At 44.8% G+C, this 10,705-nt stretch carries 15 protein-coding genes; 9 read left to right on the forward strand and 6 right to left on the reverse strand.

Annotated features, from left to right (window positions below):
* Window positions 1–1,097 (forward strand): GGDEF domain-containing protein (locus A3766_RS20885; protein ID WP_068642923.1); only part of this gene is annotated, 1,097 nt, incomplete at its 5' end.
* A 107-nt stretch (window positions 1,098–1,204) separates the two neighbouring features.
* Window positions 1,205–2,836 (forward strand): tetratricopeptide repeat-containing response regulator, encoded by a 1,632-nt coding sequence (locus A3766_RS20890; protein WP_068642924.1) that lies wholly within the window; start codon window positions 1,205–1,207, stop codon window positions 2,834–2,836.
* Here A3766_RS20890 and A3766_RS20895 read toward each other — a convergent pair.
* Complete coding sequence (locus tag A3766_RS20895) at window positions 2,833–3,792, reverse strand: DMT family transporter (RefSeq protein WP_068514268.1); 960 nt, start codon at window positions 3,790–3,792, stop codon at window positions 2,833–2,835. The two genes, A3766_RS20890 and A3766_RS20895, sit on opposite strands and share 4 nt — an antisense overlap.
* Before the next feature lie 168 nt (window positions 3,793–3,960).
* Here A3766_RS20895 and A3766_RS20900 point away from each other — a divergent pair, with 168 nt between their 5' ends.
* Genes A3766_RS20900 through A3766_RS20910 form a run of 3 tightly spaced genes read left to right on the forward strand, consistent with a single transcriptional unit; the run spans window position 3,961 to window position 6,220 of the window.
* Window positions 3,961–4,353, forward strand: a complete 393-nt coding sequence (locus tag A3766_RS20900; protein WP_068514263.1) for a hypothetical protein — start codon at window positions 3,961–3,963, stop codon at window positions 4,351–4,353.
* The gene (locus A3766_RS20905) at window positions 4,350–5,339 is read left to right on the forward strand and encodes a phosphotransferase (RefSeq protein ID WP_068514260.1); all 990 of its coding nucleotides are present in this window, start codon (window positions 4,350–4,352) and stop codon (window positions 5,337–5,339) included. The genes A3766_RS20900 and A3766_RS20905 overlap by 4 nt, the downstream gene beginning before the upstream one ends.
* 2 nt (window positions 5,340–5,341) lie before the next feature.
* Window positions 5,342–6,220 carry a 3'(2'),5'-bisphosphate nucleotidase CysQ gene (locus A3766_RS20910; protein WP_068514256.1) on the forward strand — a complete coding sequence of 293 codons (879 nt, stop codon included), beginning with the start codon at window positions 5,342–5,344 and terminating at the stop codon, window positions 6,218–6,220.
* Window positions 6,221–6,222: 2 nt separating this feature from the next.
* Here A3766_RS20910 and A3766_RS20915 read toward each other — a convergent pair whose 3' ends face one another.
* The 3 genes from A3766_RS20915 to arfB all read right to left on the reverse strand — a co-directional run bounded on the left by A3766_RS20915 (window position 6,223) and on the right by arfB (window position 7,374).
* Window positions 6,223–6,552 carry a hypothetical protein gene (locus A3766_RS20915; protein ID WP_068506629.1) on the reverse strand — a complete coding sequence of 110 codons (330 nt, stop codon included), beginning with the start codon at window positions 6,550–6,552 and terminating at the stop codon, window positions 6,223–6,225.
* Between the two features lie 2 nt (window positions 6,553–6,554).
* Window positions 6,555–6,863: a helix-turn-helix transcriptional regulator gene (locus tag A3766_RS20920; RefSeq protein WP_068506631.1), complete on the reverse strand. Its 309-nt coding sequence runs from the start codon at window positions 6,861–6,863 to the stop codon at window positions 6,555–6,557.
* 94 nt (window positions 6,864–6,957) lie between these two features.
* Entirely contained in the window at window positions 6,958–7,374 is a 417-nt protein-coding gene (arfB, locus tag A3766_RS20925) for an alternative ribosome rescue aminoacyl-tRNA hydrolase ArfB (RefSeq protein WP_068514252.1), read from the reverse strand.
* 149 nt (window positions 7,375–7,523) lie between these two features.
* On the opposite strand from arfB, the gene A3766_RS20930 reads away from it, so the two are divergent.
* Window positions 7,524–8,060, forward strand: coding sequence for a hypothetical protein (locus tag A3766_RS20930; RefSeq protein WP_068514249.1), 537 nt, complete (start codon window positions 7,524–7,526; stop codon window positions 8,058–8,060).
* Here the strand turns inward: A3766_RS20930 and A3766_RS29805 are convergent.
* Both A3766_RS29805 and yeiP read right to left on the reverse strand, forming a co-directional pair.
* Window positions 8,057–8,227, reverse strand: a complete 171-nt coding sequence (locus tag A3766_RS29805) for a hypothetical protein (protein ID WP_156490659.1) — start codon at window positions 8,225–8,227, stop codon at window positions 8,057–8,059. The two genes, A3766_RS20930 and A3766_RS29805, sit on opposite strands and share 4 nt — an antisense overlap.
* A 148-nt stretch (window positions 8,228–8,375) precedes the next feature.
* A complete protein-coding gene (yeiP, locus tag A3766_RS20935) occupies window positions 8,376–8,951 on the reverse strand; it encodes an elongation factor P-like protein YeiP (RefSeq protein WP_068514246.1) in 576 nt (191 codons plus the stop codon).
* Window positions 8,952–9,136: 185 nt separating this feature from the next.
* On the opposite strand from yeiP, the gene A3766_RS20940 reads away from it, so the two are divergent.
* The 3 genes from A3766_RS20940 to A3766_RS20950 all read left to right on the forward strand — a co-directional run bounded on the left by A3766_RS20940 (window position 9,137) and on the right by A3766_RS20950 (window position 10,648).
* A complete protein-coding gene (locus A3766_RS20940; RefSeq protein WP_068514244.1) occupies window positions 9,137–9,490 on the forward strand; it encodes a CidA/LrgA family protein in 354 nt (117 codons plus the stop codon).
* 11 nt (window positions 9,491–9,501) lie between these two features.
* A complete protein-coding gene (locus A3766_RS20945; RefSeq protein ID WP_068508010.1) occupies window positions 9,502–10,203 on the forward strand; it encodes an LrgB family protein in 702 nt (233 codons plus the stop codon).
* Window positions 10,204–10,300: 97 nt separating this feature from the next.
* Window positions 10,301–10,648: an LrgB family protein gene (locus A3766_RS20950; RefSeq protein WP_082907183.1), complete on the forward strand. Its 348-nt coding sequence runs from the start codon at window positions 10,301–10,303 to the stop codon at window positions 10,646–10,648.
* Window positions 10,649–10,705: the final 57 nt, after the last annotated feature.

A 10,705-nucleotide genomic window follows, 5' to 3' on the forward strand; every position in this document is an offset into this window, starting at 1 on the left:
CAGGTATACCCATGAGCAAGTATTCTGACGCGCCCTCAAATAATCGACAAAATGTCGAGTTATCCGAGAGCGTCAAGTGGCTGCGATTAGCTGTTGCAAAAATAAATGAACTGTCTATTCCCGCCACCCCTGAAGTCTATAGTGTTTGGTACGAATATTATGCAGATAGAAAACTCGACCTAAAAAAAGCGATTGATAAACGTATATCCAAAGGCGGAGATTTTTCCGCGAGCACTTGTGAACATTTGTTCAACGAATATTTCGTTGAAATTCCTGAACAAAAGCTTAGTGAAATGCGTCAAGCGATAAGAGCCTTGATCACCTTACTTCAATCCGAATTAAGCGAACTGAATAGCGGCATGGAGTCCTATAGCGCTGCTTTATATTCCTGTGCAGACGACCTGACTCATGACCCCGAGGTAAACTCCCTTCAATCAATTATTCAGGTTCTATTAGCAGAAACAAAGAAGTGCAGATCCCGAAACCACCAAGCGCTCAGCAAGGTTTATCATCTAAGTTCAGAGATTAACAGCCTTCAGGAGTCTCTAGAAAAAATGGGCGAAGAGGTCTACCAAGATAGCCTTACAGGCGTAGGTAACAGAAGAGGCTTTGATGAGCAGCTCAGTACTGCGATAAAAAAATCCCAGCTAGATAATAGCCCTTTAGCCTTAATTCTTCTGGATATTGATTTCTTTAAACGTGTAAACGACGCGCACGGACACCTTGTTGGAGACCGGGTACTACGCTTTGTCGCCGAGACGATCAAGCGCAGCGTGAAAGGCGGGGACTTTGTTGCCCGTTATGGCGGCGAAGAGTTCGCAATCATACTCCCTAATACCGAAGCAGCTGGTGGCAGCTCAGTCGCTCATCAGGTTCAAGCAAACGTCGCAAAAACAAAGCTCACCAAGAAGAAAGGTGGCACCCCGATAGAAAGTGTCACTATTTCAGGTGGCTTATCCATACTAAGAGAGTGCGACACCGCAGAAAGCTTTCTAAACCGAGTCGACGGCCTGCTTTACGATGCTAAAAGTGCTGGCCGGAATATGATTAGAAGTGATTGTCAGCAAGCTATCAAGATTAAAATAGAGTCACAATAAAAAAAGACAATGGCTCAAGTTAACCTATAATCAAATAAACACCCGCCTACCAAGCGGCATGCTCCGCTCATATTTGAGCTCATAAATCTACACTCATATAAAACCTTATGTCACTGGAAGAATTTGCCAAGAAACGCTTTCTCATCGTCGATGAACTAGACTCCTTCCGTTTTTCTACCAAAAAGACACTGATGTCACTTGGCCTTAAGCTCGTTGACACAGCAAGCAGTGCACAAAATGTTGTCTCAGGTTTTCAGAACGTCAATTACGACGTTACGCTGTGCAACTATGACTTAGGCAAAGGCAAAAACGGCCAGGAGTTACTTGAGGAGCTACGCTACAAGAAACTGTTAAAGTTCTCGGACTTATTTTTTATTGTTTCAGCCGAAGTTGATCGCAGTAAGGTTATGGGCACCGTCGAGAACGAACCCGATGGCTACCTGGTAAAACCGATCACACCCAATGATTTGAAACAACGCTTAAGCAAAGCGCTAAAAATGAAAGAAGCGATGAGTGCAATTGACAATGCTATAGATGATGGAGACTATCACTCAGCAATTGCCTATTGTGACGAGAAAATTGCCGAGAAAGGCAATTACGTACTTCGCTGCATGAAGACAAAAGCCTGGCTGCTAAGTAAAATCGGACACATCGACGAGGCACGCGAGCTATACGAAGGCATCCTTAAAGCAAACGATTTTACCTGGGCCGAATATGGGCTGGCAAGAATCATGATTCGGCGTAAACATTATGAGGATGCAGAAAAACTACTACGGGCCATAATTACCAAAGACCCGGAGCAAGTTGAAGCTTTGGACCTTCTTGCGCAGGTACTGCAAAGACAAGATAAAACCAAAGAGGCCCAGGCAACCGTCGAACAAGCTATCTCGCGGTCTCCAAACTCCCTGCACAGACAAAAGCAATTGGCAGAGCTATGCTCAGAAAATAAAGATAGTAAGGGCGCAATCGAAGCCTATCAAAACGTAATGAAGCACAGTGAACAGTCTGTCTACGCCCGGCCAGAAAACTGCTTCGATTTCGTTAATTACCTTGCAGACGTTGCCAAGCAAGAGGGTGGCGATATCAATGCCAACCCACATGTTAAGGAAGCCTTCGACTTGCTTGATAAAAGTGCCAAACGCTTCGCTAATCAGGGGAATATCGAAGAGCATACAAAATTAGTCGCTGCCAATGTCAATGCAAATATCGGCAACATCGACGAAGCCAAGCAAGCTCTTGACGACCTGCTAGGCGAAAGTCATGACGCTCAAGACCTCTCTGCGAGTAGCCTCAAACTAGCAGCACAAACACTAAGCAGTCTGGGGGAAGAGGACAAGTCGGAACATTTACTGGAACGCGCGGCTGACCTGGCAAAAGAAGATAGTGCACTGGTTGAAGATATTTACTCGCAGCTCAACAAGGGAATTGGCAGTGAAACCCGCCAGCGAGCAGCTAAAATTAATAAAATGGGTATCAAACTCTATGGAGAGAAAAAAGTTAAAGAGGCAGCAGAGGAGCTAAGACGCGCCCTTCCCCTCACCCCAAGGCATATCTCGCTCAACCTGAATTTGGCGCAAGTACTACTACGACTATATAAACGCAGTGCGGATGCTAGCTTATTGAAAGAAGTCGACGAGTACCTGCATCGAGTCAGACATATTCCCCGTCACCACAAAGAGTATTCACGCTATCATTATTTAATCGAGCGCCGCGCCAGCATGGAAGAAGCAAAAGACTAAAGCGACTCCTCTTTCAGTGGCGCTTTCTTCCTACCTTCTATATAGCGACGGAAATAGCTTCGTAACAAGGGTATGCGGTAAACCAGTATCCCACAAAAAATTAACACACAACCCAGCAGCTGATTGCTTGTCATTCTTTCGCTTAAGAAATATGCGCCTAAGATTGCTGTCCACACGGGCTCCAGAATAAAAACCATGGCCGCACTGTTTGGGTCCAGTTTTGCTAGCGCTTTAGTTTGCAAGGCGAAACGTAAACTTGTAGCGATAAAAGCGCTGCACAACAGCCACACCCAAGCCATATAGGATAAATCAGCTGGCCAACTCTCAGTTAGCAGTGCGGCAACTGTCGCGACGATTGCAATGGCGACAAGCTGTAAAGATGTCAGAGCCATATAAGAGATACCTTGTGCATAACGCCCCGTCAAAATGACATGCAGCGCAAAACCCAAAGTTGACATAAAGAAGAAAGCATGGGATTCCTTAAATTCAAAGCCCAAACCACCTCCTGGCTCAGCCCGTAATGCTAAAAGCGCCAAACCAATAACTGCGGGAATCAACGCACAAATAAGGTAGAAGGTGATCTTGGTACCAAAGATTAGTCGCGCGATTAGCGGAACGAAGACGACTGCCAAGCTCACGATAAAAGCACCTTCGCCGATATTATCGGTTTGGTCCACCGCTAAGACCCAAAGCAACAATGCACAACCTAACAGGATACCCGTACCTATTCCCTTAACAAACTGATGCCGCTTAAGCACCACCAATTGCGGCCAGGACATTAGAACCAGCACCAGCGCCGCTAATGAAAACCTCAGTGCTAAAAAGATGTAAGGTGAAAACTCTGCCAGGGCGCTTTTGGTGAACACCCATCCCGCAGCAGCAATAAGCGTCACCGCAACGAGCAGCAGTTCGTAATTTCGTATCGAATGAGAGATAGCCCTGGCCTTAAATGTCATTAGTGCAAAAGCGCTTCACGACAATAACAGAAACCGCCCAAGAGTTGTTGACTCTAATAACATTGAAACACTGTTTTCTAATGATTAACTTGCCATTAAATACTTCTCGCCATATCGTTTACTTAGCTACAACTCCACCAAAACCGTCAATATAAAGGTGCAAACTCAATGTTCCCCGATATGCCTGGTAAGCCTTCAGCATCCTTGCTTAAAATCACCTACCTTATTTATGCCTTACATATTTTTAGTGCTATAAGTGGCCTGTTAACGCCAGCGTTTATTCTGACGGCTTTCCTTACCGGCTGGCCTTCGATCATAGCATTGGTTATGAGCTATATCTGGCGGGGTGATGCCGACGGTACCTTCTTGTATTCCCACTTTGACTGGTTAATCACAACTTTCTGGAAAGCCTTGGTTGGTTTAGTCATTGCCTGGATTCTGATCGTGACCATTATTGGCGCAATCATTGGGGTTCCTATTATGTTGGCAGTTGGCGTTTGGGTACTTTACCGATTAGGAAAGGGGCTATTTGCTTTGAATGATAGGCGCCACCTAGCATGAGCCATTCGCTATCGTCTCAAATTTTAAACGTGACCAGGGCTCGTTCTATTATTAAGCTTGAAGATATCCAAAGCTTATGGAGTGGTTACGGAGTAATTAGCCGGTACAAGTTGGAAGGCTGTCAGGCAAGCCAAGTCATCGTAAAACACGTTAAGCTTCCTGAAAAAAGTCAGCACCCCAGAGGCTGGAATACTCAGCGCTCTCATCAACGAAAAATATACTCCTATCAAGTTGAGTGTGCCTGGTATAGAGATTTTAGCGCACTATGCGATGAATCTAGCAGAGTCCCAAAGTGCTTGGACACTGCAAGCTCTGAGGGTGAGTTTTTAATCATCATGGAAGACCTTGCAGCCGAAGGTTTTCCTATTGTAAAAGAGTCAGCAAAGCTTACAGACATGCACACTTGCTTGGGCTGGCTAGCTAACTTCCATGCCAAATTTATGGGGCACGCACCCGACTCTTTATGGAAAACAGGGACATATTGGCACCTCGATACTCGCCCTGATGAGCTTGAAGCACTAGAAGATCAAGCACTAAAGAGCGCTGCCTCACGAATCGACTTCGCACTCGCAAGCAGCCCTTATCAAACCTTCGTACATGGCGACGCCAAGTTGGCAAACTTTTGCTTCTCTGAAGATGGCAAGTCTGTAGCAGCTGTAGACTTTCAATACGTAGGGGGAGGCTGCGGGATGAAAGATCTGGCCTACTTTATTGGCAGCTGTTTGCATGAAGAAGACTGCCAGCGCTATGAAAATCAGCTACTCGATAGCTACTTTGAACAACTTAAACAGGCTTTGCTCAAACACCAAAGCAATATAAACCCTAGCAAGGTTGAAGCCTCCTGGCGCCCTTTATTTTCAGTGGCATGGGCCGACTTTCACCGCTTCCTTAAAGGTTGGAGCCCTGAACATTGGAAGGTCAACGCCTACAGTGAGCAGCAATCACGCAAAGTAATCTCGCAACTAAATCAAGCTAAGGAGAGTTAGGCATGAAACTCTCCCCCACTGATCTCAAGGAACTCGCTCAATACGCTCGAGAAGCAGCCCAACTGGCAGGCGCTGTCATAATGACTTATGCCAATAAGAAAGTTGAAATCCTAACTAAATCGACAGGTTCAAGCGAAGCATCACAAGTACTAACCGAAGTCGACTTGCGTTGTGAGAAGCTAATTCTTGATCATTTGGACGACAGCGTAAGAAAGTACAACTTGGCAGTACTCAGTGAGGAGCAAGAAGATGACAAGCAACGCCTGATAAAAGAAGCTTTTTGGTGCATTGACCCAATAGATGGAACGCTAGCCTTTACACAAGCAAGACCTGGTTATTCTGTATCAATCGCCCTGGTTTCGAAAACAGGTAAATCTCTAATTGGTGTGGTATATGACCCGGTAAAAGACAGAATGTACTCGGCTATTACAGAGCAAGGCCTCTATTTGAATGGCCAAGCCTGGCGCCCGGAAAACGAACTTCGTACTGAGCAGCTAACGCTCCCCTGTGATCGCAGCCTTCTAAAAAGGCCTGACTTTCCTGATATACACAAAGCAATCGACCAATGGCGTACAAATAAGGGCTTAACTCAAATCAATGAAATTCATCACTGCGGTGCAGTAATGAACGCCATACAGGCTTTAGAAAATCCACCCGCATGCTACTTTAAGCCGCCCAAAAAAGAAGACGGCGGCGGTAGCCTTTGGGATTTTGCTGCCACCGCGTGTATCTGTTCAGAAGCCGGTGCATTTGTTTGTGATTATAAGGGACAAGTTCTAGAACTGAATAAAGCAGACAGCACCTTCATGAACCAAAACGGCGTTATCTTCAGTACCGAAAAAGAGCTTGTAGCCGTGATTCAGTCTTTGTATTCCGGCTAGATTCAACTCGCTTTTGAGTAGAAACTGTCACAGCAAGCTTTAGCAAATTTATTCTTGAGTCTAGCTTCAATGCCATCAACCAAGACTTTCTGTATTTCCTGATCACTTACTGTATTGATCTGCCGAATGGCTGAAGGGCTAGTAATATTAACCTCGGTAATATAACCACCAATAAAGTCGAGCCCAGCCAGAGCAATGCCTTCATTTAATAAGAAAGGGCGCATCGTATCGATTATATACTGCTCTCTGAGCGAAACCTCTCCAGCTTCGCAACGCGCACCCTGATGAATATTCGCCAGAAAATCACCTTGCTGTGGCAATCGATTCACCACACCTATAAACAGGACTTAGACTTCTCATCCGCCGAGCAACAATTTCTCATCAAAAAAGACATTAACTCTGTCATGTTGGCAAAGTTCGCTTTGCAGTATAAGTTTCTACTTTCCCTTTGCTGGCTAAGCAAAGCGCATTGCATCAGCTTGGAAATATGATGTGACAAGGTTGAAGCAGGTATACCCAACTTTTTCTGTATGTCGCCCACTGTCATACCACTCTGCCCCGCCTGGATCAGAGTCCGAAAGATTTCAAGGCGAGTAACATTACCCAAAGCTTCTAATTGTTTTGCTGCATTTTCGATATCCATAATAGGGAGCTTATAGATAAACTGCCTCCACCACAACCATACTTCCAGAATATTGGAAATATAAAATAGAAACCTGACTAAGACTTAAATAGGTTTAGTCTCTAACCCGACCGCGAAGCGCCTTGGTTCGACTGTGTTTGGTCTTACTATCCATGCGCTTTCGCTGAGAGTTTCGACTAGGTTTCGTTGGCCGCCGGGTTTTATGAACAACCGTTGCTGCTTGAATTAAAGCCACTAAACGAGCCAGCGCATCTTCACGATTCTTCTCTTGGGTACGAAACTGCTGCGCCTTGATCACTAAGACGCCCTCTTTGTTGATACGGCTATCCTTAAGGCCTAGCAGCCGCTCTTTATAAAAATCCGAAAGCGAAGATGCTTTGATATCAAAGCGCAAGTGAATGGCAGACGAAACTTTATTCACATTCTGACCACCCGCACCTTGAGAACGAATAGCAGAGAGCTGAAGCTCTTCATCAGGAATAGTGACGTAGTCGTTAATCTTAAGCGGCATGAGAAAGGTATTTAATGCATTGAATATACCGCTAACAGTAACTTATAACTCACGGGGATGACAGGAAAAAACACAAGTCTCAGGTTCAGCTTTCATTCAGCTTACTTGTTTCACAATGTACAGATATTAATAAACAAGCAGGAGTATGTATGAAAAGCATAAACAAAGCGGCGGTACTGATAGCGATCACAATGCTGATTTCCGGCTGCCATATCACAAGCCAGCAAGGTTCTTATATACTGGAGATCGAGACCACACCCTATAGAGAAAGTGATAGCAGTTGGGCAAGGGCAACTGAAATCATCTTACGTCACCACCAACTTTATTACTCTCAACAAGATTTATTAGACTATCAGTATGTATATTTAGATACAGAGAGCACACCGACTATCGATGACATCAGTTGGCTCTTATGGGATTTGGGAGGTTTAGATAGCTATGTTAGCGGAACATTAAGCCTGATTGAAATAAGGTCTCAACTACGTCAAGGCAGCCCTGTCATGCTTCAATACGGACCGTATTATAGCGGGCACTACCTTGTGATCTATGGTTATGACGACCACGACAGGGTTTATATCCATGAACCTGGCTACGGCACCCGAGTGATACATTATACGGATTTATATTACCAACGCTTTCATGGTAAGGGGCACTACTGGGAGTCGAGCTTACTGATCGAGCCTTAGCTGGCGGCACTTATCCAGTCTAATTGTGCTTCACGAACAAATGCCTTTATCCACACAGCCTGAAAAGGAGACTTTTTAGGATAAGGGCAACTAGAAATACCTAAACCGGCCTTTGCCTTCTCTATCGCATGCTGCCGAACTGATTCTGCTGAGTTTGTACGAGCCATGACCACCCTCAATGTAAATATTTACATTAAGTAAAGACGCTAAGCTTCTATTTTTCAACAAATTATTTAATATTTTAGGCAGGCATTTTTACTTGCCTGCCTCACCTATCGGCATAAAGGCTTTATCTCAAACGCCGACGCGAAAAAATTATTTAGACTCTGCTCGCCCAGTAAACTTGCGCTCTTCAACATTGATCTTAATACGGTCACCAGTAGAAATGTGCTCTGGCACTTGTACCGTTAAACCCGTCGTTAAGATTGCAGGTTTGGTACGCGCGGTAGCCGAGCCACCTTTTAAAGCTGGGTCAGTTTCTACAATTTCCAGCTCAACAGTACTAGGTAACTCCAGTGCAACCGGAGCCTCGTTTACCATCACAACCAGCAAGCCTTGCGCATCTTCGGCCATAAACAATAACTCATCAGCGATGCTTTCTTTATCCAGACTATATGAAGAGTAGTCTTCGCTATCCATAAAAACGTATTCATCACCATCAGCATATGAAAAAGTTACCGGGCGGCGGTCCAAATCTGCAAGTGACAGCATATCGGAGTCTTTGAAAGTTTCATCAATCTTATGGTTTGTCGCCACATTGTACATACGCATACGATACAAACTTCCGCCTGCACGGCCTTGTGGAACAGAGCGCTCGATATCGCGAACAATATAAGCTTCACCATTCATTTCAACGGCAGCGTTCTTCTTAATTTCACTTGCTTTAGGCATTCGTTTTAACTCCTGAATATTGTTTTGGCGCTATTATAGTCGGGTAAACTTGGAATTGATAAGGTGAAGTAATAAAAGAGTTTCATATCTATCTCTATAAGCAACGTTATTTTGCATGATACACAAACTTAAATTTAATGACCCAATATGTGTAAAATAGCCGCCCCAACTCACAGGAAATATTAATGATCTTTGGTTTGCTAATTTTATGTGCGATAAGCATCTTCGCTTCATTAGTCACTGAACTGTTTAACATTCCGGTACCTGGTGCGATTCTAGGCCTGCTGTTATTGACCGGTATATGTGTATTACGGGGCAAAACAGGGGCCTCTTTAGACCGCTCCAGCCAAGTACTGACTATTCTGATTCCTTTGCTAATCATGCCTTCGTGTATTGGCATTATGGATCACTGGCACCTGATAAAAAAAGAATGGCTAGCGATTCTGATAGCAATTTCCAGCAGCGTTATCTTTACCCTAGTGACCACGCCTTGGCTGATCGAAAAGCTAGAAAAAAGCCAAGAACTTGAGGAGTCTTAGCGGTGGAACTAATGTCTGAATTTAAGCTCCCCTACTTCTTTGACCTGTCTATGATATTAACAACAGCAGCCGTTTACTGGGCAGTCAGAAGAATTTACCTTAAGTCAGGCCTTCACCCTTTATTGCAACCTGTACTCCTCGGTTCAGGGACCATGATCGCGCTGCTCTTAACACTGAATATTTCGTATCAAGATTACTTCGAATCAGTACAAATAATTCATTGGTTCCTGGCGCCCTCAATTGTTGCTTTAGCCATCCCCTTATTTTATGAAGGCCGCCATATGCGTTCAAAAATAAAGACTCTCATCGCCCTAATATGCTTGGGAGGTTTTTTGACGGTATTGCTTGCGGTAGGCGTTTTACTTTTGTTCAAAGCAAGTGACGAGTCAATTCTTGCCATGCTCACCAAGTCGGTCACCACAGCGGTTGCTGTGCTGGTTTCAGAAGAAACTGGCGCGGTCGCATCTTTAGCAGCTGGCTTTGTGATGATTACCGGCGTTTTTGGTGCAGTCATTGCACCGCTTGTGTTCAAACGCTTTAATATTACAAATGACGAGGAAAAAGGCCTTGCCCTAGGGCTCAGCGCACATGCCATTGGCACGGTTAAAGCTTTTGAAATTAGTTCCAAGTGCGGCGCTTATTCGATTCTTGCAATGATCGTCAATGGCATTTTTACCGCGATCTTACTGCCATTATGCTTCTGGTTGTTCTAGCAGCACACTCCTGGTTCATCGCTGAGATGGCACTCAGGAAATAACGACTCTTAAGACCTTGAAAATCAGAACGCTTTTCTAGCATACCCGGTTACTNATCACAAAGCCAGCTGCTAAAGATGCGACCGCGCCAGTTTCTTCTGAAACCACCACAGCGGTTGCTGTGCTGGTTTCAGAAGAAACTGGCGCGGTCGCATCTTTAGCAGCTGGCTTTGTGATGATTACCGGCGTTTTTGGTGCAGTCATTGCACCGCTTGTGTTCAAACGCTTTAATATTACAAATGACGAGGAAAAAGGCCTTGCCCTAGGGCTCAGCGCACATGCCATTGGCACGGTTAAAGCTTTTGAAATTAGTTCCAAGTGCGGCGCTTATTCGATTCTTGCAATGATCGTCAATGGCATTTTTACCGCGTTCTTACTGCCATTATGCTTCTGGTTGTTCTAGCAGCACACTCCTGGTTCATCGCTGAGATGGCACTCAGGAAATAACGACTCTTAAGAC

This window comes from Oleiphilus sp. HI0132 (assembly GCF_001635845.1).

Bases quoted from the DNA above. Each gene is read 5' to 3' on its own strand.
- A3766_RS20890 (WP_068642924.1), top strand. From the start codon at position 1,205: ATGTCACTGGAAGAATTTGCCAAGAAACGCTTTCTCATCGTCGATGAA.
- A3766_RS20895 (WP_068514268.1), bottom strand. From the start codon at position 3,792: ATGACATTTAAGGCCAGGGCTATCTCTCATTCGATACGAAATTACGAA.
- A3766_RS20900 (WP_068514263.1), top strand. From the start codon at position 3,961: ATGTTCCCCGATATGCCTGGTAAGCCTTCAGCATCCTTGCTTAAAATC.
- A3766_RS20905 (WP_068514260.1), top strand. From the start codon at position 4,350: ATGAGCCATTCGCTATCGTCTCAAATTTTAAACGTGACCAGGGCTCGT.
- A3766_RS20910 (WP_068514256.1), top strand. From the start codon at position 5,342: ATGAAACTCTCCCCCACTGATCTCAAGGAACTCGCTCAATACGCTCGA.
- A3766_RS20920 (WP_068506631.1), bottom strand. From the start codon at position 6,863: ATGGATATCGAAAATGCAGCAAAACAATTAGAAGCTTTGGGTAATGTT.
- arfB (WP_068514252.1), bottom strand. From the start codon at position 7,374: ATGCCGCTTAAGATTAACGACTACGTCACTATTCCTGATGAAGAGCTT.
- A3766_RS20930 (WP_068514249.1), top strand. From the start codon at position 7,524: ATGAAAAGCATAAACAAAGCGGCGGTACTGATAGCGATCACAATGCTG.
- A3766_RS29805 (WP_156490659.1), bottom strand. From the start codon at position 8,227: ATGGCTCGTACAAACTCAGCAGAATCAGTTCGGCAGCATGCGATAGAG.
- yeiP (WP_068514246.1), bottom strand. From the start codon at position 8,951: ATGCCTAAAGCAAGTGAAATTAAGAAGAACGCTGCCGTTGAAATGAAT.
- A3766_RS20940 (WP_068514244.1), top strand. From the start codon at position 9,137: ATGATCTTTGGTTTGCTAATTTTATGTGCGATAAGCATCTTCGCTTCA.
- A3766_RS20945 (WP_068508010.1), top strand. From the start codon at position 9,502: ATGTCTGAATTTAAGCTCCCCTACTTCTTTGACCTGTCTATGATATTA.